Raw genomic sequence first — 25,281 nt, 5'->3', positions numbered from 1 at the left:
AGTTCTTGATTTCGGAGAGTGACAGAAGAATGTTAGAAGGTTACAAAAAAACTTATGAGGGATCAAAAAATCCCTGAAATTAACTGTAGGCTATCTGAATTACTTATCCTCAATATGACAGCTTTTATCGGTGTTCCAGGGATTACAACGAACTAAAGCATCTCCAGGAAACAATCGCTTAAATTTTGAGAAGTATTCGCTAGGGTCGGGGAAATCAGTACTAACGTATTGTGCGCCACTTCTAATTGCTGCTTCACGTTTTTCGGTACTGTCAACTCTTGCTTCTAAAGTGTCTGCATCGGCACGAGTACGAACTATGTATCCATCCCTAACCATGCTGGGGATATCTATCCTCGGTTGGTTAGTATTGATGAATACCGCCTCATTTTCTCCTGGTTCTCTGGCGGTGGTAAATAGAGTTGCTCCTTTCATTTCTGGATATCTTTCTAAATAGAGTTCGCTGCGATTGTCCATCAAGAAAATCATTTTTCCTCTAGCTGACGCTAGGGTGGGCCAGCCTTCATTTTTAATAGCTTGTCTAAGAGTTGAATAATTACCGCGCAAATCGTCAGGAACGATCAATTCTTGGCGATCGAAGACAGCATTTATTTCTTTATCGATCTGGCTAATATTTTGAGCGTCAAACTTAACTGGCTTGGTAAGATCTAAGGTCATTTTGTCTGGTATTACCATCCTGGGATAAGTTTTATTCGAGGCTTCAATTAACACCACAATCGGTAAATGCTGAGGGTGTTTATCCGACCAGGTTTTCATTTCTTGCAAGCATTTGGTAAAGGTCAAACAGGTACTTCGGTAGTCAAAATCCTGCATATGAATTATTTTTAATCCTGGCTGCTTCATCTCTCCATCGGGATCGAAGTCGGGGTCAGCAGGTAGACCACTCTTCTCGACCAAGGAATCTCCAAGAGGTTTGGCATATAAACCCCCTTCAGGATCTAACATCATATCTAGCTCTATTTGCCGAACACCCATATCGAATTGTTCGGATAACGATGAATGAGTATATTCAAAAGTTCCTAATAATACTCTTGCTAACCAGTTAGCATCTGATAAAGCCTTAGATAAACTAGGCGCAGGTCTTATATGATAAGAGTTATGAGTACCAAGAGATTGCACTTGGTTGAGTTTCAGGTCTTGAGGTTGAAATTTAACTTCAGCCTTAATAGTTTTAGAAAACAGACTAATTAGAGTTATTACGCTGACTACAGCACCGCCCCAGATACATTTTTTCATAATTTATTATCTAGAAGCTTAATTTACTCATCGAGAAACAGTTCAGCAGCTTTAATTAGGTCACGTGCATCTAGTAGTGCGGTAGCTGCAAATCTATTTGCGCTAATAAACAGAGCTAACTCAAGTTCATCTTGGTTAGATTCCCACTCAAGCACTCTAACTTTAATTCCTACCTCTTCTAAGGCTTTAAGAGTAACGGGTGCGACAACAAGCACCCCCTGTTCGGGTTCAACTTCTTCTCCGTCAATAAATACCTGCTGCTCGGTTAATCTAAAACTAATGCCATCAATAACTTCTAAGGCAAACTCAAAATCTACATTTAATTCTGCATCCTTGCTACCATCTTCAGGGTCGAAACCAGAAAGTTTCATTCTTAAAGCAATGCGATTTTCGTCAATTAAATCTAAGGCAAAACTAGAAATTTCAAAATCTTCTTGTCTATAGTTCTTTTCGGCTATTCGATTGAGAGTTTGCTGTAATCGCCGTCTAATAGTTCTATTGATAAACGGAGATTGCAGCATATTATCGAGTTGTTCCTGAGTCAAAACCGCCCTCGATGCGATGTTAACTGGTTGTTCAAATAGTTCTCGCAGTCTCAGGGTAGGAACACCATCAATTTCTGTTAGTATATCTTGCTGTAACCATTCCTTGAGCTTGATGTCAATCCCGTCTACGTCTAATTCTAGAACTTTGAAAGCGATCGCTTGACTAATTTGCAAATTGCGGGTGGCAACTCTAACACGCTTTACTTTTCCCCCTAAAATGTCATGATTGGGAGCATTATCGATCCGCACTGCAATAGTATCTACTGACTTTATCTGGGATTCAAGCTTATTTTTCAAAACCTCATCTCCCACCGCATTAACCGAAGTTGCGATCGCCAGTATTGCCGACATGATACTTACTAATAATTCCATTTATCTGCTCGATTTCTAGTAGAATAACCACTCTAAATTCAGCCCAGCGCGACTATCTTCATCCTCAACTGAATTTTGCCTTTCGATCTCCCCTGACAAACGTAAATGAGAAGTCAGAGCATAACCAGCAGAAAAAGAGGTAATTCCTACTTCCTCACTGCCCCCTGGACTTATAAAGCTTTGGGATACAGAAATATCACCGCCTCCCGTCCGCGAAAAGGTTAACATTAATCTAACTCCTAGATGAACTCCGTCGGTAGAAAAGTCGTTGCTTTGTACGTAGCGATAGCCAACCATCGGCGCAAAATTAATATAGCCACCAAGGGGTAAGAGAAAGTAGTGTAAGTCCGCACCAACAGCATTGCGATCGCCATTAAATGCCGTCTGATAATCGGCACTAATAGTTAAACCAGTGCGCTCAATAAAAATATCTTCAATTCCCACATTAAGTCCACCCGCATCATCGGTAGAGGGAAAGACTGCAAAACCTAGTCGCAAACGAGTCACAAAAGCAGGATCTTGTTTTATTTCTTCTAATACATTTGGTACTTTATCTAACCATTCTTGCAGTACGGGACTTTGCTCAATATCTTTTAAAGGAATATCGATCTTGCTGTCTTCTTCAGAATTTCTCTCTTGAGCGGTAACAGGAGAAACTAATAAACTTGGAAATAAACAGTTACCAATTAAAACTAACGGAAATAATCTCATATAGGCTGATGCCGTTTTAAAAATATCTGAGATTAACTATAGACTAATTTTCCTAAGCAAGATTGAAAAAAAGTTATTAGCAATGCCTTCTGTTAGCTACGCAATTGCTTAAACATCTTCATTTAGTTCTCTCAGCGGTATAATTAGCAACCAGAGTAGACATTTTCGATCCGAGCTACTAGCATTCAGTATATAATCTGTCGTCAAATTGAAGCTCTATAGATAGATAGGTGCAATCAGGACAAACAATAATATATATTCCCTCTAACAATATACATTGACCAAAATAGCCCTAAAGAGAAAGTATTTATGAAAACCCAAAAGCGCAATATTACTTCTCTACTAATAGATGTTGCTAGCTTGGTGCTAATTGTTGCGGGGCTTAAGGCGATGTCAGGCTTGTTGAGTCCTATATTGCTTTCTTTGTTCATTGTGCTGGTGACATATCCGATTATGACATGGCTAAAAAGGCGCGGTTTTCCTCACTGGTTGGCATATGTGACCGTGCTACTTATTGTCCTGGTCTTGGGTGCATTCTTTGTTTTCTTTTTTACCATCTCTTTTGAACAGCTTTCAGATGTGATACCTAATTATGTTAACCAAACCGAGGCACAGCTTAACAACTTGTGGCAGTGGCTTAATGAGCGAGGCGTAGAATCAGAAGATATTCGCTCCCTGCAATGGTTTCAACCAGAAAGAATAATTCAGTTGGTACTGTCTTTTGTCTCATCACTACTAGGTATTTTCTCCAATATTGGGCTGACATTCTTAATATTTATCTATATGCTGGCAAGCGCACCAACTTTTGCAGCGCAACTGCGCCGAGGACTGGGAAACAATTTACCCCTGCTAGGGCAATTTCAGGATTTTGCTCAAAGTACAACCAGTTATCTAGCGATTAAGAGTTGGGTGGGTGCTTTAACAGCTATCTGTCAAATTATTCTGATGTGGATTATGGGGGTGCAGTTTGCCGTACTGTGGGGAGTCCTTTCATTCTTATTTAACTTTGTACCAAATATCGGTTTTTACGTTGCCCTCATACCACCAGTATTATTAACCCTTCTCAATCAGGGGTTATGGCAAGCAGTAATCTTGGGCGTTGTTTACGCTTTAATTAACAACTTCTTCGATGTTGTAGTTGCCCCTCGCTTTCTTGCTAAAGGGTTAGACTTATCTGTGCTGGTAACTTTCTTGGCAGTTATTATCTGGACGTGGATCTTGGGTCCTATTGGAGCTTTTATGGCTTTGCCTCTGACGGTAATGGTAAAAAAGCTCGTCTTAGAACCATTCCCGCAAACTCAGCTAGTTGCTTCATTGCTAGGTTCGGGGGATGAAGAGACAACTAAACAAGGGAAGTAATCGTCTAGTCTCTATTTAAGCAAAGCTCTACAAAAAGAGGATTGTGATCTGAAGAAGAGATATTATCTATCACCTTGGCAGTGTGTAGCTTTGGAGCAAATCCGCGATAAAAGATATAATCTAGCGGTGGAGATAATAGAAAGTTTTTAATTTTTTTAGTATCTTCGGTGGTAAAAGATACAGGGGTTAAATTTAGCCTAGCTGCCATTTGAGATAATATCTGCCATCGAGATTTATTCCAGATATTAAAGTCTCCTGCCAAAATTATTGCCCCTTGATGCTCGTTGAGTATTGACTCAATTTCTTGTAGTTGAGCTTTGAATTTACTTAGATTAACGAAATTAATCAAATGAGTGTTAACGGCTAACAAGCTTTGGGGGCAGTCGCTTAAAGAATGCTCGGTAAATAAAGAAACTTTCGGGGTATTAGTAACTGGTTCGTAATGCTTGGTAATTACAGCTTGCTTAGAGATGCGATCGCCTTGACTAGCAATTAGAATTCCTGAATAGGTATTGTTTGAGACATCAATGAAGTTAGGGACAAAAGCCCAACCCATTTGGGTTAATTCGGCAATTTCTTGGACATCAGCACGCAGACGAACTTCTTGCAAAAAGATTTTATCTGGTTGATAGCGATCGACAATTGCCAAAAAATCTTTGCTCCAGCTTGGGTCGTAATTGTTTTTAGCGATATTCCAACTCAAAACTTTGATTGAATCTCGATTTAAACTTGATGAACTCGAATAAGTATTATGAATTATGACTTTTGGTACTTGTTTGAATCGATAAATAGGATTCAATTCGGCAAAATAAGATAGATTTTGTTTTTTTTCCTCGACCATTTAAGTAGCTCTACCTAAAAAAACTCGAAATACTGGTAATTAATTTCTAAATTTGCTTAGTTATATTCCTGGTATGCCTAATTGTTTGTCTTGCTTCTTACTACTTGTTTTCTTCGTCTTAGATTTCTTAGCTGTTGCTTTTTCTCTTTCTTCCCTAATCCTTTTTAATAATACTGATGCTGGTTCATCGTTGGGGTCTTGGGGAACAAGTTCGCCTCGGAAGGCTTTAGCTAAGATGGATTGGTTGAGGGTTTCTAAATCTATTTCTGCTTGTTGGTATTGTTGTTCGATGTTGTCTGCTAGTTTGAATAGTGATTCTATACGGCGGACTATTTCTTTTTGTTCTTGAAGTGGTGGAATTGGAATATTGAGTTTCTTAGTTTCGTCACTGTTGATATTATTGACTCCACTTGTTGAACGTAAAGGAATTTCTATCTGTAATCTAATTTCATAGCTAGAAAACCACAAATTCAAATATTCAGGATAAACTAATCCTTTGTTTGGTCTTAATCTAATCAAATATCCAGCATAAGCAAAATCTTTTTCAGCTTCTCTAATAATGGCTGTTCTACCAACTAAAGACGCACTTCCATTTGACCTAATCATCAGAATGTCTCCTGAAATTAATCTTAGCTTGTCAAATTCTTTATCTGGTAATTGTGCATATTTTAAATCTGAATGGTTTATAGTTCCATCAACAATATTAGGAATACGTAACACTGGAATACCATCTATTTCATAACGGCACTTTTTTGATGTTCCATATTTCAAGTTTTCAACAACATCTCCTACTAAAGCTTGACACCAACTAATAGGTAGATAGTTTGATACTATATCAGAATTAGATTGTATAAGTTTTAAAGCAGGTTCAACATCGGGGTTTTGCGATCGCCAGTCTTTAGTTAAATCACCACGAAAAGCAGCAGCCAGAACAGATTGACGGAATTGATTTAGTAGAGGTTTAATTGCTTCTAGTTCTTTTTTTACTGTGGTGCTTCTTGTTTGTAGGGCTTCTATTTTAGTTACGATGCGTTTTTGTTCGTTGAGAGGTGGTAGGGGAAACTTTAATTCACTAAAGCGTGTTTTATTTAGAATGGGCAAAGTGGTAGCAGAAGCGTTATTAATAATTAATTTTTGTCCTTGAGGACTGCTAATAAACCAAAACAGCCATTGGGAAAATATGTATTTTTCTAGTATTACTGAATTAATTTGCTGATTGGTTGTGCAAATTGCTTGTGATAATCCAGTTTTCCCGATAGTAGCACCAATACAAGTCACCAAAATAGAAAAAGGTGGTAACAGTCTGCTTTTACTTGCACCTAATTCTGATAAATATTCTCTAGCCTCTATAACTTCATAACCAGCATCTAAATCCGTTGGTTTGTAAAAAGGAATAATATCTCCATAAAATTGAGAATTTTTCTTGGAAGGAGTAAAACCTGTTACAATTTTTCCCAATTGTTTTAGTTCTGCTAATGTCCAACTCTCAGGAATATTTAAACTCAACTTAATCTCTCCTCACCCTGTAACAATAAACATCAATCAACTAAAAAGCCAGGGAATAAATTCCCCGTCTGATATCTTAAGTCCGTTTAAACGGACTTGGGGTATGAGCCACGAAATTGATTTCATGGTGATTTGTGGGTAAGCTATTTAATCTCTTTTAAATCTCAAACAACAAACATCTATCGCTCGAAACCCGAACCTATCCGAAATTTATGACCCAGTGCAATCAACCCGCCAGGGAATAAATTCCCCGTCTGATATCTTAAGTCCGTTTAAACGGACTTGGTGTATGAGCCATGAAATTAATTTCATGGTGATTTGTAGGCAAACCATTCAATCTTAAATGATAAATATCAGTCAAAAAGAGAAACCAATTTAAGATCAGTTACCCAATACATTAGACAGCCAGGGAATAAATTCCCCGTCTGATATCTTAAGTCGGTTTAAACGGACTTGGTGCATGAGCCACGAAATTGATTTCATGGTGATTTGTGGGTAAGCTATTTAATCATCTTGTGACGCTTGTTTTGACGATCTATGAGATTTAGGAGGATGGTCGTCGTGTTCAATTCGTTCTAATATAGAAATTATGGTTTTTTGTTGATGATGTATTTTTTGATTTTCAACATATGCGATCGCAGTTTCTAATTGTTTAGCACCTAAAGAAAATACGGCGTAACCCTCTTGCCAAGCAAATTTAGTCGGATTGGGAAAATTTTGATTTAGGTAATGCGAACTACTACCCTTGATACGTTTAGCAAATTCTGCGATCGCCATTTTGGGCGGAATTGAAGCAATTACATGAATATGATTATCTGTTCCATTGATGCCATGAATAATACAGTTTAGAGAATCTGCTTTACTCACAATATAAGGATAAAGCCGAGCTTCACGTTTACTGTCAATCAATGGTTGTCTTTCTTTTGTTGCCCAAACCAAATGATAATATAAACGCCACAGAGCCATATTAATTTTAAATGCGATCGCTTTTTGCTACATTTAACGAAGTCAAAGAATAAATTCTCTGCCTAACATTTTAAGTCGGTTTAAACCGACTTTGGGTTTAAGCCATGAAATTAATTTCATGGCGATAATACTTTCAATGTCTCTACTAGCAGGAACAGTAAAACGACAAATATTGCTCATGATTCTGCTTGATGGCGACGCTGTTCTAATTTCTCTTGAATGGAATTAAAAACAGTTTCGCTATCTACAACCTCACCTCTTTGGGATGCCTCAATCCCTACCATAATTTCTTGTCTGAGTTCGGCAAAACGCCCCTGATAAATAAGCTCTTGTTCCATTAATAATTTCAATCCAGCATTAATAGCTTCATTTACTGACTGATATTGACGATTGAGTAAAGCAACTAATGAACCCGTATCCAATAAAACTTGACGGTACACTACTGACCAAATCCCTTAAGATAATCTTTGTTGGTAGATAAATCCTCTGCTGCTTCCAAGCACCCTACTAAAGTTCCCGCAGCTTCTAAAGCAGATATATCAGTTTTTTTCTTAAGAGATTGATTGCGAAATTCTAAAAATTCCATGAACTGCAATACCTCTTGTTGTGTTTCTAACGAAAACCTCTTCAGTTTTTTGATAACTTTCTCTTCTGTATTCATAATTAAACTATCTACTTCTTCATCTATTATCAAACTTCTTGCTCCGTCCTTACGTCTGAGGAAACCTCAGACAGGGCGGTGCGCTTCTTCTTCAACACCAGGATTATCTAACAACTCGGTTAAAGCTTCCATATCTTCCATTGCTGTTTGTAACCTCATCATAATCTCTGCTGCTATTTCATCAGGTTCGGGTAGGTCTTCAGCACTTTGTAAACTTTCATCCCGTAACCAAGATATATCTAGGTTCTCTCCTCGTTTAGTAATATCATCCCGACTAAAGCATCTAAACCGCCCTGACTCTCCTAAATCCTGACGAGGACTCTTGCCATTAGGGTCATTGCCATAACATATCTCAAAGTATTCAAAGTGCTTTTTAGTAAAAGGAGTACGCTTACCAAAGGAAGGCATATTAGTTCTTAAGTCATAAAACCAAACTTCCTTGGTATTTCCTTTCTCTGTTGTACCTCGTTGGAAAAATAGAACATTAGTTTTAACTCCTTGAGCGTAAAAGATACCCGTCGGTAAACGCAGGATAGTATGAAGGTTGCACTTATCCATCAAGTCAGCCCTAATGTTCCGCCCCTGTCCATCTTCAAACAAAACATTATCAGGTAATACAACTGCTGCCCTTCCCTCTGGTAATAACCCTCGATAAATATGTTCTAAAAATGCTAGCTGTTTGTTAGAGGTTTGGTAAGTAAAATCATCTCTGGTAGGTTTACCCCCTCCTTTCTTTGTGCCAAAGGGAGGATTAGTTAGAATTACATTTGCTTTGCGTAATCTCTGCCCGTCTGCTGATAGGCTATCTCCTAAACCTACCTCTCCTTCAATGCCATGTAGCATCATATTCATCAGTAACAAGCGATGAGCGTCCTGCACTAATTCGATGCCGTAAAATGCCTTATCCCTTTGAAAGTTTTGTTCGTCTACTGATAGGTCAAATAAATTATCTGTCTGCTGCTTAATATATTTATCGGCAGTAATCAAAAACCCTCCCGTACCTGCTGCGGGGTCTTGTATTAATTCTCCTGCTTGAGGTTTGATTAAAGCTACCATGCTGTCAATTAAAGGACGTGGCGTAAAATATTGACCCGCACCCGATTTCTTTTCACTAGCATTCTTTTCTAGCAACCCTTCGTATAAATCCCCCAAGCCTTATTCTTTAGCTGAATACCAATCAAGAGAATCAAGGCTAGTTACTATTGTTGCTAGATTCGTTGGTTTCTTGAGAGCAGTTTGAGCATTAGCAAAAATAAGCCTGTATGCGATCGCTAGCTGATTCCGAACCAAGCTTTAATAGCAATGCTCGATAAAAAGTAAGCTGTTCGATACCTTCTTTACTAACTAAATCATCCTACCGATAGCCTTCTGGTAATACATCTTCTTTCCCTGTCTCCTGCATCATCTTGAGAAACAGAAGATAGGTTAACTCAGTAACATACTGTAGATAGGTAATCCCATCATCCCGCAGTACATTACATAGACTCCAGAGTTTAGCAACAATATCAGTAGTAACGTTCATTCAATCTCGGTAAAAAAGACACTCAGATAAAGTAACATTTTAATTACCAAAGCTTAAAATTGCCAACAATTATTTTAGTTTTTTTATAATTACATAATCATAGGCTTTTCTTTGTTTCTTTCAGTGACCGCTTTAATCTTCCGTGTTGTGTAAGTTAAATAATTTTAAAATTGCATCGATAAATTCCACAAAAGCCCCTTCAGTAGCTTCAATAAATGATTCTTGAGAATAAGATACAATTAGCATATAGATATCGAACAAAGCATATATTGGCAATATTAATATGGCTAATTGTATAACCATTAGACTTCTTGCACGAATCATAATGAACTAGCTTGCCAAGAGGGAAAAGGGGAAAGGTTAAAGGGAAAATATATTAATCTTCTATTTATGCAAGAGGTCCATTACAAACTCTAGTATTGAAAATATAAATTGCATAAGAGACCAAAACATATTTTTTGTTGGCGGAATATTAAAATACTTTTTACGGAACACTATTTTATAAAACGAATATACACAATGGGGTATTAAAATAATGCAAGCGATAACAAAGCCTTTAAATGTAATAGAATTATTAAGTGTTTGAGTTTCCATAACTATATGCTGTTTCAAGTTTTAAAAGTTTTAATTTGTGTTTTTGTAACTTAAATACCAACATATACAATTTCAAATATAAAATATGTGATTTGAATCATTACGCCTTCTCTTGCCACAATTCTTGATTAATCTCACTTAATACTGTTTCTAACTCACCAGCAAAAGTTTGATTAATCCGTTTAAATCCACCTTGAGCTTCAAACTGCCCTTTGTCAAAGGCTTCTCTATCAACTACAGTTTCCTGCTTTAACTGCTTACCAATTCTTTCTAACCATTTACGCAGTGGTGGTTTCCAGTTTCTAGAAGCAAGTATTTTGTTGTAACTTAACTAGACTCTGTGGACTATACCAACCCTGTAACGGACGGCTAAGATTATAAGGATTGCGAACATCACAAAACCAAATACCACTTTTAGTTTTTAACTGTTCTAGATACTCTCTACCATTAGTAGCAAAGACGAACGGTACTTTATATTCTCCCCAAGGTCGATCATCACATAAGGTTTCATCTCCTTTGATTAGATAATTTTGGCTATATCTTTTAGCTTGGGCAATATCTCCTGAGACATCTTTACTGTGACGTTTGGCTTCTACTACACCTACTACCTGTAGTCCCACGAATAAAGCATAATCAGCCCTTCCCTGCTTAACTGGATATTCGGCGATCGCTATATTTTTTCCTTTCTGGGGTCTTGTACCTTTAGTATAAGTAAGATTATCTGAATTTACCTCCCAACCAGCTTCTCTTAACTTGGTATCAATTAATAACCGACGAGTTTCATTCTCATCTAAATCTATTTGTTGTTCGGCATCGTTAGCAGCACTAATAGTTTGCTGAATTAGTTTCGATGACTTGTTAGCAGTTGAGGATTGAATTGTAGTTAATCGTTGTTTTAATTCTGCTTCTGCTTCTTCTAGTAATTCTTCGGCTAACTGTCTTAATTCCGTCTCTTCTAAAGCCTTAGCTTCTGCTAACTCAACTTGACTTCTACTTGCTTCTGCTTCTTGTCTCAGACGTGCTAATTCTTCTTTTAGGGTTTCTGTTTCCTTTTCTGGATTACAAAGGGCTAGCCCGCATGTAGGGGAATAAAAGCCCCTGGTCTAAAGCTATCATTACTAAAAGTACGATGAAACCAGATGCTAAGTTCTCTTGCATATCTTATGTGATGTAGAGCTAAACCATGATTCCCTTGGTTATTATGAACCGCATCATTACCAGACTTTCGCAATTGATGAAAGAGATTTCTAACATCCCCAGGTAGTAAGTTTTGCGACTGTAATCTATTAAGTAGGTCTGACTGTGATTCATCAGGATTAGTATACAAAGCGACATTGGCAGCTACTAACTGTGCTAATAATTCTCCAAATTGCCTTAGCTTAATCAAACAGGTAACAGGGTCATCTCTAAAGTATTTCTCTGCTAGAGTTGCTATGTTGACTAACTGGGCATCATGAACCCCTAAAAAAGCAAAGTTGGGTGAAACTGCCATGATTGAAATGCGATCGCTTAGATTACTCTACTAATATAGAACACCCAAACTAGAAATTTAGAATTACTGATACCCAATAGTCATCCTAATCTTTAAACAATGATGTAGGGTTGCAAAGTTATATACAAAACCAGACATGGAAGGTTAGATCATTACTTAAATCAGCAACGCCAAATTGAGTAGTTTACTCAAGCTGTCTAAATAATTCCAAACATTCATCAGCTAAAACACCGCCGACAACCTCCATCTTTTGAAATCCTTTTTCGGCGACAGTTTCGCATGATATATTTATTTGTTTTATACCTAAATCAATTAACTGTTGTGTTGATGCCCCAAAAACAACTTTAGATACTCCTGCCCAAATACAAGCTGCTGAACACATAGGGCAAGGTTCACAGGTGGTATATAAGACATAGCCAGAAAGAACATCTAATGAATAGCCCTTTTTTTTGGTAAAGGTACGTAGAGCATTAATTTCTCCATGTGCCGAAACATCATTGTCTGTCTGGGTTGTGTTGTAACCACGAACAATAATTTCATTATCTTTAACAATTATTGCACCATAAGGCAAATCACCTTTTTTTGCTTCGATTAGTGCTTCATTCATGAATTTTTCGTGATTCATTTTTTTAGCAATTAAGTTAATTTAAATAAGTAGAACATCAATGGAGTTATCAATCAAGATAATTGGGTAAATTGATATGTTCTGAGCAAAAATCCTTGATTGGCGATCGCCAAAATTTCAAAATGTAGTTCAAAAGAGTTCTGTCTGAAGCCCCAAAACAAAATAATCTAGGCAAAAATATGATAGCCTGCATCTGCCAAAGAATGTTTTTTCGCTAATTATATCTTAGATGTTTAAACAGTATTTATCGAGCATACAAAAAACTGATTAGATAAAATACAAAAAAGTGACTAAGTATTTACCATATTATCTGTTTTATACTTTAAATGAACAACATCTATTATTACTCTAACTCAATAGAATATGCCGAAAGTATAGATTAAACTTCGATACATTGATTAATCGAGCATAATTGCTGCTGTACTTTGATTTACTATATATCTTCTTTATGTTCGCAGCTCGGTTAATTACGTATTTGCCTAATTTATGCTTTAGACAAGATCTAATCAAATTTATGATCGAGTTTGTTTTTTTGTTTTGAGCTTAATTTTTATATAGCTAAGATTAATAAATAAGATATTAAGTAAATTAAAAAACTATAGCAATTAAATGGTGATATTTTGATGCTGAGAATATAAAATATTAAATATTATAAAAACATCTCTTTTTTAAATCTCAAAAATTCAGATATTTATCAACTTAAAAAGTTACGATATTTCAATGAAAAGAATTATTTTGTTAGTCTTGCTGCTTTTGTCAGCTTGTCAAGCCAAAACTATTAATACTCAATCTGAGGATGCTAGCTCTACTGAATCTGGTGTGAAGATTAGCCAAGTTAATACAGCAACGATAAAAGAAAAAGTTCTTATATCTTCTAGTGGCATAGGAAAAGCCAAGCTTGGCATGACTTTGGGTCAATTAAAGCAAATATCAGATCCAGATACCAAATTTGAAATGATATCGTCTTTTACGGTTGATACCAATGCGATCGCCGTAACTAAAAAAGATATAGTTCAATATTATATTCTTTACCCAGTAGAAACGACTTCTGACTCTAATAAGGCAACTCCTAATGATGACGACCCTATTACTATGTTATTGACGGACAACGATCGCTATCAAACTAAAGCAGGAATCAAAGCAGGTATGCCAATCAAAGAGGCAGAAAAAACTTATGGAAATGCCGTGTTGGCATACAACACCGAAGGCGAATCAAGTGAATACGTAACGTTTGAAGATCAAAAGCCAGAAAATATTCGTTTTAGAGCCTCCAACTTTGAATTAACTGCCGATGGAACGGAACTTTCTGGTATTTATGCCGACTATCCAGGTGTTTCTTATGTGACTGATAAATATCGTGATGATGCAGCGATCGCAGCTATAGAAGTTTCTTGCGATCCTGAAAACTGTCCTTAGTAGTAATGACAAGCCCTACTAAAAGCTGAATGATATACTAATAAGTCCTCAACAAGTCCAGAATTTAGATGTACAAGCATGGCTGAAAATAACCCAGGAGTCAAAATTGTTAGTGATAATCGTCAGGCTCGTTATCTTTACGAAATTCTAGAAACCTACGAAGCAGGAATTGAATTAGTTGGTACAGAAGTAAAGTCAATCCGAGCAGGAAAAGTCAACCTTAGAGATGGCTATGCTTTCATCAAAAACGGTGAAGCTTGGTTAAGTAATGTTCATATTTCTCCCTATCAAGCAGGAGGGTCTCATTTTAACCATGAGGCTCGCCGTGTTCGTAAATTACTGCTCCACCGTAAAGAAATCAACAAACTCATTGGGCAAACCGAACAAAAAGGTCTGACACTTGTTCCTTTGAAAATGTACTTCAAAAAAGGAAGAGTTAAAATTGTAGTCGGTTTGGGCAAAGGTAAAAAACTACACGACAAGCGAGAAACATCGAAAAAACGCGACGATGAAAGATCTATGGCAAGAGCCATGAAGCGAGATTGAGTCAATGAACAATTAACAATTAACAATTAACAATTAACAATGAGCAATTTAACAGTTTGCTGAATTACTCTTTATATTCGGTGTAACTACTAACATCGTCGTAAAAACTAGCAATAATAGCTAAGGTCAACCACCAGAGCGTATTAATTTGAGGACGATACCAAACTGTGTCCACAAAGCCATGAAAAGCCAGACTAGCGATCGCAGCAACCGCAGCAATCAGATAGATTCCTCTTTTATTCTTGCTCTGGCGTAAACGAATTAATTGACCTATGCCATGATTAAAAGTGACTACCAAAAGCCAGATAAAGCACCCCAAGCCAATATAGCCCATTTCTACTAGATGTTCTAAATAGATCGAATAGGCGCTTAGAGCAGGATAGCGTGAATCCATGTAGCGGGGATAAATTTTATTAAAAGCATCATGTCCTGGTCCAATGCCAATTATTGGGTAGTCTTCAATAATTTTGAAACAGGCTTGCCAAACGTTAATCCGAAAATTATTGCTGCTGTCTCCTCTACCTGCAAAAATACTCATGACTCTGATGCGTAGAGGCTCTAAAGAAATAAATGCCAAGATAAACAATCCTGCCAAACTGCCAAATACCAGAGGTAATAACCAAATTTGCCAGAAGCGAGGTAAATATTCACGCCACCAATAGTAAAACAGCAGCAGCATGACACCAATTAATACTGTCATCGCCAACCATGCCCCACGACTACCAGTAAAATATAGACAGCTAGAATTAATAATTACCATAGTCACCGCTAGGGTTTTTTTAATCCAACCATGCCAAATAAAAACCGCAGCTATGCTTAAAGCGATCGCTGGTAACAAATATCCTCCTAACAAATTAGGATTACCTAGGTAGCTATAAACTCTAGTCGCGTTCGCCAAGGGTGAGGTGGGATCATTCCAGGTGGCTAACTGCTGTACGCCAAAAAACTCCTGGCGCACACCATAAGAACTAACTATCAAAGCAGTTAATAAATAGCTGGTGATAATCCAGTTATATAGTTTAGGCGATCGCAATATTCGGGCTGCTAAAGCAAACAAGATTAAGTAAATAGTCAAGGTTACTAGACCATTTAAGGCAGCAGATTTAACGGGAGAAAAAGCTGTGGCGATCGCCGCTATGCACCAGTACAAAAAAACTAAAATATGAATCGGCGTAATGCTGAGTTTTTCTTTTTTAGATGCAGAAATAGTAGTTACAATCCAGTAGGCTGCAACAGCAAGCAACAAAACACCAATTAAAGCAGTAGAAACAAAAGGTGCAAATACAAAAACCAGGCTAATTAAACAAGCTCCAATTGCCTCAGACCATTGCAACAGCCAACTTCCTTGTCGCCAGTTAGATAAAGCTCCAACTGCTCGATGAAGATAGCTACCTTTGCGCCACTGATGCAACTGTGGCTTTGAGAACGTGATGGTTGACCAAGCCGATTTCATGGATAGGATTAAGTAAAATTGAACATCCTTATCCTAAACCACGTATTGCTTATATTCAGATTTTACTCTTCTGCCGAATAAGTTTTCGGAAATTGCAGCACATAACGATAACTAGAATTAAGAGAACCTTGAACAACTACAGATCCTTCATGTATTTCGGTTAAATGACAGCAAAATAATAGTCCCAAAACATCACGAGGAATTTTATTAACCACTTTATCCAAAGAATCTTCCTCATTAATAACCATCATTAACGCAGCCGAGGTTAATATTTGATGATTACTCAGAGCAATATCGCTCATTCCCGCGTTAAAACCATCAAAGTTTTGAATATTATCTTGATTTAGACTCAAAGCTTTAGTAATCGCCTGAGAATGAAGATTTGATTCGCCAAAATTTTCTCCTAACCAAGGATGAGAAATACCTACGGCAATATTCAAGGCTTTATTTCTGCGAGAAACATGAATTTTTATTTCGCCACCAGCTTCAGACATTTCCAAAATACTGGTAATTAAATAGTAAAGAGCTTGTCGTACTTTTTCTTTATCTAAAGACCAAATTCTATTGCCAGGCTCGATAGAAAGACATAATGCTTGCTGATGCTGTTTGGCACTGTCCTCCAGGCTATTAATTACCTGCTGACAAAGCATTTCAATATCTACTGCTGTGGTGTTGATCTCAGAATTTTGCGCGTTTAAAATTCCTAGACTGACAATTTCATCGACTAAATTAATCAAATTTTGACCACTATTGTGAATAATTTCTAAATACTCCCTTTGCTTAACGGTCAAAGGTCCATACACCTCGCGATGTAGCACGCTCGCCATACCAATTACCGCAGTTAGAGGAGTTTTTAACTCTTGGGTTAGTTGAGATAAGAGCTTAATTTTAATTGGATTAGTGGCAGCTTTTGATGAGGCTTGACTATCTTCACTAAATTGATTTACCTGGGCTATATTTTTCCTGGAAGTTGCACCGTCACTACCCAAACCGACCATGGTAGGCAAGATCAGGCTATTAGCTTTTTGCCACTCTGGTTGAGTAAAACCCGAAGAATTTGCTTTTTTAGTTTTGATACTCTGATGACGTTCAAATTCTCCTAAACACCAGCGAGCTAGTAAAGCTAAATAATCAATGTCGCGCTCATTAAACTCTCTAGTTTTCCAGTCCATCACTTCTAGAGTTCCAATACATAAATCATCAGAACTAATCAGAGGAACTCCTAAATAAGCTCGAATCCCATAATGCTGAGTCAAAACACTATGGGCAAAAACAGCATTACTTAAAGTATTATCGATAACTAATGGCTGCTGACTATCAATAACATAACTACTAAAAGACTCATCAAGAGATATTTTTCGTTGAGACGCTAACTGATTCATTAAACCAGTTGTTGATAGACCAACTGCTGATTTAAACCATAGTTCACCTTCAATAGCCAAACTCAAAATAGATATTGGTGCATTGACAAAAGTTGCAGCTTTTTGGGTCACTTCTTCAAAAACAGGAACTGACTCAGAAACCAATAAGCCTAGTTGACTTAAGGTGGTTAATCTTAGCTGCTCTCTCGTTGAAGAGGTAAGACCATCTAAACGGCAAAAAAGTTGGTTTTGTGGCTTAGTCATATTGGTGACTGCTGACCCTAAATCTACTGCTTCCACGGGTATTACTTAATTTTTAATAAAAGTTATTGTATATGGACTCCAAAAATATTCTGCTACAAAATTTTGGTCAAGAAATTGAACTAGAATTTTGCCCAACACAGCGTAGTTAATGCAGTGCTATACCAGATATTTAGTCATAACTCTGGTGTAAACTAATATTGCTAAATTATGCTTTAAAAGCTTGATAAATCAAAAAATTTGAGCATATTTTGGCAACTTTATAAAAATGAACATATTAGACTAGATGGCTAATTTTAGATCACTAAATTCTTTTCTAGTAAATGAAAAAGAACTTATGCTTTGATTAGCTTGCTCCTTTTAAAGTTCCCGAAAATCTGCTAGAACGAACATTTCTGGCATAAATCTTGGAAATAATAGTGTTTAGGGAGTAATATCGCTTTACTTTTTGGTTGATACAGATAGGTTGAAGCCAGGACGTGGGGACGCGGTGATATTATTTACCCCAGATATTTTCTAATGCTGGTAATAAACTATTTAGTCCAAGCTGAATGAGCAAATATAGCATCTAAAACTCTTACACCACGCAATTGATTAGATAAAGGTAAATGACCATCAGGAGCAGTTAAATTCCAGGTAAATTCTTTGGGGTAACGTGTCCATGTATTTTCAGATTTCCAGCCTATCTTAGTCCACAATTTAGAAAAATTCTTGCCAACAGATAGCCAAATTCGTCTTTGTACAGAGAAACCAAACTTTCCTTGAGAGTGCATCAACCATAATCGATCCAAAGTGTGAAAATCTGTGGTTGAAATGTTTTCTATCTCCGTAAAGTAAACCCACTTTCTCTCAACCGCTGCTGCACCTGCTAACTCACACAGCTTTTGTAAGGTCACTACATCAGCACCTTGAAAATCTTGTTGAGCCAATAATTGTTGTAAGGGTTGATAGTCAATGTTTTGCTCCGAGAGGAGGGGAACAACACCTTGAGGAAAATTGCTAGCTAAAAAATCTTGAACGACAGGATTACTATCTTGATATAAAGCTTGATATGCTTTGCCTAAAGCTAAATTGTCAAGTTCACCCTTAAGAGAAATCATCCAATCTGATAAGACATCTAAACCAGTTTCTCCTGCTTCTAATAATTGAGAAACTAGCTTTAATTGATTCTTCTCTGATTCTGAATATATTGGGTGATTTAAATCTTTAATATCGTCCATATGAATTTTTCCTCAGACGGTTAATCTGCCACTATTTAAAACTTTGAAGGTGCAGAGTAAGCTCTAGACAAAATCGCTTTTTTGCTCTAAAGAAAGATGAGTGTTTGTACTTAGTGGTCTATGATGAAAATCCTATCACGGTTTGGCTGTAGTCACTGCTTAAAATTATGGTCAAATTAGGATTTACTAACTTTTTTAGATTTAGCCGTGGAGCAGCGATCGCTTATAGAGTAATTTGTCTAAAACTATGCTTTTTCGTATCCTTGTAGGCAAAACGATTAAAGCCTCAATGTTAGCCAGTAACTCTTTCATTTCAAAAGGTTTAGTAAGATAACTGTCAGCATCAATCGTGTGTCCTTGAATACGGTCTTCTAATTCATCTTTTGCCGAGAGGAAAATAAATGGGATTAATTTACCAAATGTTTGCGATCGCAATTGGCGACAAAACTCAAATCCATCCATTTCTGGCATGGAAACATCGGAAACAATAATATCTAGGATGTCCTGATTAAATTTAGTTAAAGCTTCTTTGGCAGAACCAACAGAAATAACTTGATATCCTTTTTGTTCTAGAGAATTTTGCAGCACCTGGGGCAAAATCAAATCATCATCTACTATTAGTATCTTTTTCATGCTTTTGTATTATTAAAAAACGTATTTAAATTAAATTCTCTATTTTTGCACCTTATAAATATATATTTTCTCACTCTTTAAAATTTAATAATTGTTTAATGCAGGTCTTCAACATAATTATTTTTATTTAAAAACTTCAGCTAAAAAATTTTGCTACTGTCAAATCAGAGCGATTTAATTGTACTGTAGCTATATTCATTTTTCCTTAATCACAACCGTATGTACGAGAAACTGACACCACCAAACGCTGGCTCTAAAATAACTTTTCAAGATGGCAAGCCTATTGTCCCTGATGATCCAATCATTCCCTTTATTCGTGGTGATGGTACTGGAGTAGATATTTGGCCAGCTACCGAAGCTGTAATTGATGCAGCGGTCAAAACTGCCTACGGTGACAAGCGTAAAATCAATTGGTTTAAGGTGTATGCGGGAGACGAAGCCTGTGAAAAATATGGTACTTACCAATATCTGCCTCAGGATACTCTAGATGCGATTAAAGAATATGGAGTGGCAATAAAAGGTCCTTTGACTACTCCTGTAGGAGGAGGGATTCGTTCCTTGAATGTAGCTCTGCGCCAAATATTTCAGCTATATGCCTGTGTGCGTCCCTGCCGTTACTATCAAGGTACGCCATCTCCTCATAAATATCCTGAAAAGCTGGACGTAATTGTTTATCGTGAAAATACCGAAGATATTTATCTGGGTATTGAATGGAAACAAGGGGACGAAATTGGCACTAGGTTGATTAATTTACTAAACACAGATTTGATTCCCAACACTCCTGAACATGGCAAGAAGCAAATTCCTTTAGATTCAGGGATTGGCATCAAGCCGATTAGCAAAACTGGTTCACAACGCTTAATTAGAAAAGCAATTCAGCAGGCTTTAAAACTGACTGCAAACAAGCAACAGGTTACTTTAGTACATAAGGGTAATATTATGAAATATACCGAAGGTGCTTTTCGTGACTGGGGTTATGAATTGGCGACTACAGAATTTCGGGGTGAATGTGTTACCGAAAGAGAATCTTGGATTCTAAGCAATAAAGAAGCAAATAGTAATCTTTCAATTGAAGATAACGCTCGTAAAATAGAGCCTGGATATAATGCTCTAACTCCAGAAAAACAGCAAAAAATTGGTCAAGAAGTTCAAGAAGTCTTAGACAATATTTGGGATACTCACGGGGAAGGCAAATGGAAGAACAAAGTAATGGTAAACGATCGCATTGCTGACAGTATTTTTCAGCAAATTCAAACCCGCCCTGATGATTATTCTATCTTGGCAACGATGAACCTAAACGGCGATTACATTTCTGATGCAGCAGCAGCTATTGTTGGCGGTTTGGGTATGAGTCCTGGGGCAAACATTGGTGACGATTGCGCTATCTTTGAAGCTACCCACGGCACAGCACCAAAGCACGCTGGACTAGATCGGATTAATCCAGGCTCGGTTATTCTCTCTGGAGTCATGATGCTAGAGTTTATGGGTTGGCAAGAAGCGGCGGATTTGATTCAAAAGGGATTGGCTGAAGCGATCGCTAATAGTGAAGTTACCTATGATTTAGCTAGACTGATCGAGCCTCCTGTTGACCCTCCTTTAAAATGCTCTGAATTTGCTCAAGCAATCATCAAACATTTTGCCTAAATCTTACATATTATAGATCGGCTACCTCGCGATCGCGATCCAGCTAAAGTTAGATGGCGCGATCGCGCTCTTAAATTTCAACTAAATATTCGAGAATTTGGGTAACCAAGACTAATATTAAAGTGATGAAAATCATTGCCTATATTTATAGCGATCCTCTTTTAGAACCTGCACCGAATAAAGAAATATGGGGATTAGAAATAGATCGAGTTTACCAAGATATAGGCAACTACCAGCAGTTAAATCAACTACTTGCAGACTGTAATGACGAACATCCAGACATCTTATTACTTCGTCGCTTAGAAGAATTGGGAGACAATATCAATATTATTAGCGATCGCCTAAAGCAATTAGAATCAATTGGCATCCAGGTTATTGCTACAGAACAAGATTACAGTTCTCGGATGTGGTCGCAAAACGGCAGCTATGACCTGAAATCTAACATAGCCAAAATCCTGCATCAAATACAGGTAAATAAGCAGCGTATGCGGCTAAAACAAGGTCATGCTCGTAATCGCTTAAAAATTCTGCCTCCTCCAGGAAAAGCTCCCTACGGATATCGTCGCGGACAGGATAAATATATTATTGATAAAAGCACCGCGCCAGTGGTTAAAGATTTTTTCGAGCGATTTTTATTATTTGGTTCATTGCGCGGTGCGGTTAAATATTTAGAAAAGCGTTATGGCAAAAAAATCTCTCCTTCTACTGGTCGTAACTGGCTGACAAACCCCGTATATCGAGGGGATTTGAAGTATAAAAAAGCAGAACTGATTTCCAATACTCATGCCTCAATCATCAGCCGTGAAGAGGCAGCACAAATAGATCGTTTGTTGCGACGCAATAGTAGCTTATCTCCCCGTACAGCTAGCGCGCCTCGTTCATTAGCAGGATTAGTTATTTGCCAACAGTGTCAGCTAACGATGAATATTGCTCGTGTTACCCAGCATCAAAAAAAAGCTGAATATCTCTATCTACGCTGTCATAAATGTCCTCAAAAACCAAAGTGTAAAGCGATCGCTTATGCTCAAGTTTTAAATCAAACTATCAATAAAATTTGTGTTGAACTTCCTCTAGCTGTAGAGCAATTAAACCTACCAGATACTAGAGTTATTGAAGATATTTTAAGACAGCAAATTAAACAGAAGCAATCAGTAATTGCCCAATTACCCAATTTATTACAACAAGAAGTTTTAGATCAAGAAACCGTCGAACTGCGCAACTATAAATTACGCGCCGAAATAGCTCAACTAGAAAGCAAAATAGCCCAGTTACCTCCAGGCAATCTTCAGGCGATCGCCCAAGCTGTTTCTTTGCCTCAGTTTTGGTTAGATTTATCAGAAGCCGAAAGACGTTTTTATTTTCGTGAATTTATTAAACAGATTGAAATTTTACGCAGCGAATCTCAATTATGGAGTTTACAGTTGAAATTTATCTTTTGAACCCAATCTTATAGTCATTTTAAATAGAAACGTATTAGATAAGATGACTTAGATAAAAGCCTTAAACTCTTCTGACCTCTGACCTCTGACCTCTGACCTCATGAACAGTTAACTATGAGATTAATTGAAATGACTATAGATAGCAGTACTAACTGTGATGAGGACAAAATCTTAGAATACAAAACTTTTAACCAAACTAACCTAGTTTTAAATATAGCTGATGAAATATAATTTTAGACAAACCAACATAAAGACAAACATATAGAGGCTATGCCACTAATTACCACTGGAAAAAAATTCATTCGCGCTTTAGAAAAAAATGGTGCGTTGGGCTTGTATATGCCTCTAGAAGGGGGATATGAAGGACGCTATCAAAGACGTTTGCGAGCGTATGGCTATCAGACTATTAACATTACCGCCAGAGGTTTAGGGGACTTAGACGCTTATTTAACTAGAGTACATGGAGTTCGTCCTCCTCACCTGGGTAAGAAAACTATTGGTCAAGATGCTGCGGTTGGTGATATTTACTACATACCGCCAATTGCTACTTATGAGTTGAGTTCTTTACCTGCTAACGCTAAAGGATTAGCACTGTGGATTATGGAAGGACATATATTGTCCCGTCAAGAAATTCAGTATTTAGTTAATTTGACTAAAGAAGAGCCAAAAATTAAGGTTGTTTTAGAAATGGGTGGCGATCGCTATGTTAACTGGAAACCTTTGGCTGACACTCTAGCTGCTGCATAATTTAAAATTAAGATGAGCATTGAGTAAGGGGATGGTATTGATGTCGGATAAAAATATGGATGATTTACTGGCTCAGTTGGAAGAGGAGTTTGAGCCTAAACAACAATCTAGAAGATCTAATGTTGAGCAGTCACAATCTCGCCAAGCAAAACAGCCACCCCAAAGCTCGAAATCAAACGCCTCAATGGATAAGATGTTAGCAGAGTTGAGGGCAGAACTAGAATCAGGAAGAGGAAGACCAAATAGTATGCCAGAAAAACCAGCAACTTCTACCCAACCAAATCAATCTAGCACTAAGACTAATTCAGCTAAGTCCCGCGTTCAGTTGGAATTAATGTCACGCGATCGCCTGAACGCCTTAATAGATACAGACTATCGCCGACAAGCACACAAGCGTGAAGAAAAATTTGCCGAGATTAAGCGTCAACAAGAAGCGAAGATCGCCGAGATTAAACGTCAGGAAGAAGCAAAGCTCGCCGAGCAAAAACGCCATGAGCAAGACCTGTTAGAGCTACAAAAGAAAGAAGAATTGCGATCGCGCAAGCGTAAAGAAGCACTGCGAGAAGCAGCCAAAGAGTGGCTTGTAAAGCTTAATCCGCGTTCAGAAGAAGGGAAATGGTTTGAAGAGTTTTCCTATTCCTATGAGGATAAATTGAAAGCGGCGATCGACTATTTGGAAGCAATGCGGGAAACGGGACTTTAAATTTGGATAGTAGGTAGTAAGTAGTAACTTATATAGCTGCTAACCTCTGTACAGGATAAAAAAGAGAGTAAGAACTTACAAGAGTAGTTAGGAAGAGGGCTTGATAAAAAGTAACTACACTCAAATCGAACCCTATGAATCAGATTAACCCACTTCGACAAACTTTGAAGCCTCATTTGGGATGGCATGGGGCAAGGCTAAGTTTCCTACCTTATTCTTAATTGCTTTACTAGAGATAAAGTTACAGCAACTAAAACTGAAATAAGAGCAGCCATTCTTCTCGGAAATACATAAAAAATCAAGCAGCAACTAAATGATTGGCGATGACTGTAGCAATCTACTGGTACATTTTACGATTAAATCAAAACCAATCAGGCCAAAAATCTTATATACCAACACGATCAGACTCTAGTATCCTCAAGTACTTCTCTTTTATAACCGCTAGTTGTTTGTTCATTGGCAAACAAACCCCGATAAGTCCATCCTGCAAGCAATCCTCCTACAATTGGTGCGACCCAAAATAGCCATAGTTGAGATATTAATTCGCTTCCAGCCCATAAAGCAACTCCCGTACTGCGAGCGGGATTTACGGAAGTATTGGTGATAGGAATCGTGACTAAATGAATCAAGACTAGTGCCAAACCAATTGCTACTGGGGCTAAGTTAGATGTTTCTCTAGAATTAGTTGCGCCCAAAATAATCATCAGAAACATAAAGGTGAAAATAATCTCGGAAATCAAACACGTAAATAAAGGGTAATCTCCTGGAGAATGCGTGCCGTAACCATTCGTACCTAAAGGATTAGAACCCGACAAACTATATTCAGGATTGCCGATGGCAATTAAGTAGACTAACCCGCCAGCTATAATCGCTCCTAACACTTGGGCAATTATATAGGGTAGCAAATCTTTACCTGGAAATTTGTTTGCAGCCCACAAACCAAAAGAAACAGCGGGATTAAGATGACATCCTGAAATCTGACCAATAGAGTAGGCGATCGTAATTATGGTTAAACCGAATGCTAGTGAAACTCCTAACAAACCTCCTCCCAAGGGAAATTGTACTCCTGAACCAATAGTATTGGCATCAGAAGTAAATGCAGCTGCAACAACTGCACTACCGCAGCCTCCCAGCACTAACCAAAACGTGCCGATTAGTTCCACAATGTATTTTTTCATAGTTAGCAAGGTTCAATTTTTAATTAGGCTGCTATTAATGTTTATACAAAAAATATTACAGTTTTTGTATTTTTAAATCATGTATCGTTAGTCAGACAATAATAATTTAATAAAATCAAACCAAAAGTAATAGATATTCTTTAATAGTTGATAACAATTAATTCTTAATAAGATATACAATTCACTATTGATTAAATAGCATTAGCCTGAATAAGTATATTCAGGCAGTAAA

The 25,281-nt window shown here is 37.4% G+C and carries 26 protein-coding genes and 2 pseudogenes; 8 read left to right on the top strand and 20 right to left on the bottom strand.

The annotated features are described in order from the left end of the window. Nucleotides 1-99: 99 nt before the first annotated feature. From SLP02_RS11410 to SLP02_RS11400, 3 genes are read right to left on the bottom strand one after another with little or no spacing between them, the layout of a single operon-like run. Entirely contained in the window at nt 100-1,254 is a 1,155-nt protein-coding gene (locus SLP02_RS11410) for a Ca2+-dependent phosphoinositide-specific phospholipase C (protein ID WP_319420776.1), read from the bottom strand. A gap of 23 nt (nt 1,255-1,277) precedes the next feature. Further along, nucleotides 1,278-2,171: an LmeA family phospholipid-binding protein gene (locus tag SLP02_RS11405; protein ID WP_319420775.1), complete on the bottom strand. Its 894-nt coding sequence runs from the start codon at nt 2,169-2,171 to the stop codon at nt 1,278-1,280. 15 nt (nt 2,172-2,186) lie between these two features. Then, a complete protein-coding gene (locus SLP02_RS11400; protein ID WP_319420774.1) occupies nt 2,187-2,882 on the bottom strand; it encodes a hypothetical protein in 696 nt (231 codons plus the stop codon). Nucleotides 2,883-3,191: 309 nt separating this feature from the next. Between SLP02_RS11400 and SLP02_RS11395 the strand changes: the two genes are divergently transcribed. Next, on the top strand, nt 3,192-4,241 hold the full coding sequence (locus tag SLP02_RS11395; protein WP_319420773.1) for an AI-2E family transporter: 1,050 nt from the start codon (nt 3,192-3,194) through the stop codon (nt 4,239-4,241). Between the two features lie 4 nt (nt 4,242-4,245). Here SLP02_RS11395 and SLP02_RS11390 read toward each other — a convergent pair whose 3' ends face one another. The 12 genes and pseudogenes from SLP02_RS11390 to SLP02_RS11335 all read right to left on the bottom strand — a co-directional run bounded on the left by SLP02_RS11390 (nt 4,246) and on the right by SLP02_RS11335 (nt 12,448). Then, nucleotides 4,246-5,082, bottom strand: coding sequence for an endonuclease/exonuclease/phosphatase family protein (locus SLP02_RS11390; protein WP_319420772.1), 837 nt, complete (start codon nt 5,080-5,082; stop codon nt 4,246-4,248). 60 nt (nt 5,083-5,142) lie between these two features. Beyond that, on the bottom strand, nt 5,143-6,588 hold the full coding sequence (locus SLP02_RS11385; protein ID WP_319420771.1) for a restriction endonuclease subunit S: 1,446 nt from the start codon (nt 6,586-6,588) through the stop codon (nt 5,143-5,145). Nucleotides 6,589-7,092: 504 nt separating this feature from the next. Next, a complete protein-coding gene (gene tnpA / locus SLP02_RS11380; protein ID WP_319420770.1) occupies nt 7,093-7,554 on the bottom strand; it encodes an IS200/IS605 family transposase in 462 nt (153 codons plus the stop codon). Nucleotides 7,555-7,596: 42 nt separating this feature from the next. Beyond that, nucleotides 7,597-7,734, bottom strand: a complete 138-nt coding sequence (locus SLP02_RS11375; protein WP_319420769.1) for a hypothetical protein — start codon at nt 7,732-7,734, stop codon at nt 7,597-7,599. Then, on the bottom strand, nt 7,731-7,994 hold the full coding sequence (locus SLP02_RS11370; protein WP_319420768.1) for a hypothetical protein: 264 nt from the start codon (nt 7,992-7,994) through the stop codon (nt 7,731-7,733). The genes SLP02_RS11375 and SLP02_RS11370 overlap by 4 nt, the downstream gene beginning before the upstream one ends. Next, the gene (locus SLP02_RS11365; RefSeq protein WP_319420767.1) at nt 7,994-8,248 is read right to left on the bottom strand and encodes a DUF2281 domain-containing protein; all 255 of its coding nucleotides are present in this window, start codon (nt 8,246-8,248) and stop codon (nt 7,994-7,996) included. The genes SLP02_RS11370 and SLP02_RS11365 overlap by 1 nt, the downstream gene beginning before the upstream one ends. A 33-nt stretch (nt 8,249-8,281) precedes the next feature. Beyond that, nucleotides 8,282-9,737, bottom strand: a pseudogene (locus tag SLP02_RS11360) (N-6 DNA methylase). Nucleotides 9,738-9,869: 132 nt separating this feature from the next. Then, nucleotides 9,870-10,013, bottom strand: a complete 144-nt coding sequence (locus SLP02_RS11350; protein WP_319420764.1) for a hypothetical protein — start codon at nt 10,011-10,013, stop codon at nt 9,870-9,872. 418 nt (nt 10,014-10,431) lie between these two features. Further along, a complete protein-coding gene (locus tag SLP02_RS26645) occupies nt 10,432-10,596 on the bottom strand; it encodes a type I restriction-modification enzyme R subunit C-terminal domain-containing protein (RefSeq protein ID WP_413467367.1) in 165 nt (54 codons plus the stop codon). 37 nt (nt 10,597-10,633) lie between these two features. After that, complete coding sequence (locus SLP02_RS11345) at nt 10,634-11,095, bottom strand: type I restriction endonuclease (RefSeq protein WP_413467366.1); 462 nt, start codon at nt 11,093-11,095, stop codon at nt 10,634-10,636. Nucleotides 11,096-11,400: 305 nt separating this feature from the next. After that, nucleotides 11,401-11,823 carry a DUF4145 domain-containing protein gene (locus tag SLP02_RS11340; protein ID WP_319420763.1) on the bottom strand — a complete coding sequence of 141 codons (423 nt, stop codon included), beginning with the start codon at nt 11,821-11,823 and terminating at the stop codon, nt 11,401-11,403. 184 nt (nt 11,824-12,007) lie between these two features. Beyond that, complete coding sequence (locus tag SLP02_RS11335; protein ID WP_319420762.1) at nt 12,008-12,448, bottom strand: nucleoside deaminase; 441 nt, start codon at nt 12,446-12,448, stop codon at nt 12,008-12,010. 720 nt (nt 12,449-13,168) lie between these two features. On the opposite strand from SLP02_RS11335, the gene SLP02_RS11330 reads away from it, so the two are divergent. Further along, nucleotides 13,169-13,864, top strand: coding sequence for a hypothetical protein (locus SLP02_RS11330; RefSeq protein WP_319420761.1), 696 nt, complete (start codon nt 13,169-13,171; stop codon nt 13,862-13,864). A 78-nt stretch (nt 13,865-13,942) separates the two neighbouring features. Continuing rightward, entirely contained in the window at nt 13,943-14,410 is a 468-nt protein-coding gene (gene smpB, locus SLP02_RS11325) for an SsrA-binding protein SmpB (RefSeq protein WP_319420760.1), read from the top strand. A gap of 64 nt (nt 14,411-14,474) precedes the next feature. Here smpB and SLP02_RS11320 read toward each other — a convergent pair whose 3' ends face one another. The 4 genes from SLP02_RS11320 to SLP02_RS11305 all read right to left on the bottom strand — a co-directional run bounded on the left by SLP02_RS11320 (nt 14,475) and on the right by SLP02_RS11305 (nt 19,338). Then, nucleotides 14,475-15,863, bottom strand: a complete 1,389-nt coding sequence (locus tag SLP02_RS11320) for an IctB family putative bicarbonate transporter (RefSeq protein ID WP_319420759.1) — start codon at nt 15,861-15,863, stop codon at nt 14,475-14,477. A 62-nt stretch (nt 15,864-15,925) separates the two neighbouring features. Beyond that, nucleotides 15,926-17,524: a GAF domain-containing sensor histidine kinase gene (locus SLP02_RS11315; protein WP_319420758.1), complete on the bottom strand. Its 1,599-nt coding sequence runs from the start codon at nt 17,522-17,524 to the stop codon at nt 15,926-15,928. A gap of 494 nt (nt 17,525-18,018) precedes the next feature. Further along, a complete protein-coding gene (locus SLP02_RS11310) occupies nt 18,019-18,705 on the bottom strand; it encodes a GUN4 N-terminal ARM-like repeat domain-containing protein (RefSeq protein ID WP_319420757.1) in 687 nt (228 codons plus the stop codon). 201 nt (nt 18,706-18,906) lie between these two features. Then, on the bottom strand, nt 18,907-19,338 hold the full coding sequence (locus tag SLP02_RS11305; RefSeq protein WP_319420756.1) for a response regulator transcription factor: 432 nt from the start codon (nt 19,336-19,338) through the stop codon (nt 18,907-18,909). Nucleotides 19,339-19,557: 219 nt separating this feature from the next. On the opposite strand from SLP02_RS11305, the gene SLP02_RS11300 reads away from it, so the two are divergent. The 5 genes and pseudogenes from SLP02_RS11300 to SLP02_RS26640 all read left to right on the top strand — a co-directional run. Further along, entirely contained in the window at nt 19,558-20,982 is a 1,425-nt protein-coding gene (locus SLP02_RS11300; RefSeq protein WP_319420755.1) for an NADP-dependent isocitrate dehydrogenase, read from the top strand. Nucleotides 20,983-21,107: 125 nt separating this feature from the next. Continuing rightward, nucleotides 21,108-22,421 (top strand): recombinase family protein, encoded by a 1,314-nt coding sequence (locus SLP02_RS11295; RefSeq protein WP_319420754.1) that lies wholly within the window; start codon nt 21,108-21,110, stop codon nt 22,419-22,421. Between the two features lie 270 nt (nt 22,422-22,691). After that, nucleotides 22,692-23,168: an NAD(P)H-quinone oxidoreductase subunit N gene (locus SLP02_RS11290; protein ID WP_319420753.1), complete on the top strand. Its 477-nt coding sequence runs from the start codon at nt 22,692-22,694 to the stop codon at nt 23,166-23,168. 40 nt (nt 23,169-23,208) lie between these two features. Beyond that, nucleotides 23,209-23,871, top strand: a complete 663-nt coding sequence (locus tag SLP02_RS11285) for a salt stress protein, Slr1339 family (protein WP_319420752.1) — start codon at nt 23,209-23,211, stop codon at nt 23,869-23,871. A 134-nt stretch (nt 23,872-24,005) separates the two neighbouring features. After that, nucleotides 24,006-24,124, top strand: a pseudogene (locus tag SLP02_RS26640) (IS4 family transposase); the annotation flags it as partial. 148 nt (nt 24,125-24,272) lie between these two features. Here SLP02_RS26640 and aqpZ read toward each other — a convergent pair. Next, the gene (aqpZ, locus tag SLP02_RS11280; protein ID WP_319420751.1) at nt 24,273-25,049 is read right to left on the bottom strand and encodes an aquaporin Z; all 777 of its coding nucleotides are present in this window, start codon (nt 25,047-25,049) and stop codon (nt 24,273-24,275) included. Between the last annotated feature and the right edge of the window lie 232 nt (nt 25,050-25,281).

The organism is Pleurocapsa sp. FMAR1, assembly GCF_963665995.1.
Lineage (GTDB): Bacteria > Cyanobacteriota > Cyanobacteriia > Cyanobacteriales > Xenococcaceae > Waterburya.
This window is presented reverse-complemented; position numbering and strand designations above follow the sequence as displayed.

Coding starts and splice junctions, on each gene's coding strand:
- SLP02_RS11410 (WP_319420776.1), bottom strand. CDS start 1,254: ATGAAAAAATGTATCTGGGGCGGTGCTGTAGTCAGCGTAATAACTCTA.
- SLP02_RS11405 (WP_319420775.1), bottom strand. CDS start 2,171: ATGGAATTATTAGTAAGTATCATGTCGGCAATACTGGCGATCGCAACT.
- SLP02_RS11400 (WP_319420774.1), bottom strand. CDS start 2,882: ATGAGATTATTTCCGTTAGTTTTAATTGGTAACTGTTTATTTCCAAGT.
- SLP02_RS11395 (WP_319420773.1), top strand. CDS start 3,192: ATGAAAACCCAAAAGCGCAATATTACTTCTCTACTAATAGATGTTGCT.
- SLP02_RS11390 (WP_319420772.1), bottom strand. CDS start 5,082: ATGGTCGAGGAAAAAAAACAAAATCTATCTTATTTTGCCGAATTGAAT.
- tnpA (WP_319420770.1), bottom strand. CDS start 7,554: ATGGCTCTGTGGCGTTTATATTATCATTTGGTTTGGGCAACAAAAGAA.
- SLP02_RS11375 (WP_319420769.1), bottom strand. CDS start 7,734: ATGAGCAATATTTGTCGTTTTACTGTTCCTGCTAGTAGAGACATTGAA.
- SLP02_RS11340 (WP_319420763.1), bottom strand. CDS start 11,823: ATGGCAGTTTCACCCAACTTTGCTTTTTTAGGGGTTCATGATGCCCAG.
- SLP02_RS11335 (WP_319420762.1), bottom strand. CDS start 12,448: ATGAATCACGAAAAATTCATGAATGAAGCACTAATCGAAGCAAAAAAA.
- SLP02_RS11330 (WP_319420761.1), top strand. CDS start 13,169: ATGAAAAGAATTATTTTGTTAGTCTTGCTGCTTTTGTCAGCTTGTCAA.
- smpB (WP_319420760.1), top strand. CDS start 13,943: ATGGCTGAAAATAACCCAGGAGTCAAAATTGTTAGTGATAATCGTCAG.
- SLP02_RS11320 (WP_319420759.1), bottom strand. CDS start 15,863: ATGAAATCGGCTTGGTCAACCATCACGTTCTCAAAGCCACAGTTGCAT.
- SLP02_RS11310 (WP_319420757.1), bottom strand. CDS start 18,705: ATGGACGATATTAAAGATTTAAATCACCCAATATATTCAGAATCAGAG.
- SLP02_RS11305 (WP_319420756.1), bottom strand. CDS start 19,338: ATGAAAAAGATACTAATAGTAGATGATGATTTGATTTTGCCCCAGGTG.
- SLP02_RS11300 (WP_319420755.1), top strand. CDS start 19,558: ATGTACGAGAAACTGACACCACCAAACGCTGGCTCTAAAATAACTTTT.
- SLP02_RS11295 (WP_319420754.1), top strand. CDS start 21,108: ATGAAAATCATTGCCTATATTTATAGCGATCCTCTTTTAGAACCTGCA.
- SLP02_RS11290 (WP_319420753.1), top strand. CDS start 22,692: ATGCCACTAATTACCACTGGAAAAAAATTCATTCGCGCTTTAGAAAAA.
- SLP02_RS11285 (WP_319420752.1), top strand. CDS start 23,209: ATGTCGGATAAAAATATGGATGATTTACTGGCTCAGTTGGAAGAGGAG.
- aqpZ (WP_319420751.1), bottom strand. CDS start 25,049: ATGAAAAAATACATTGTGGAACTAATCGGCACGTTTTGGTTAGTGCTG.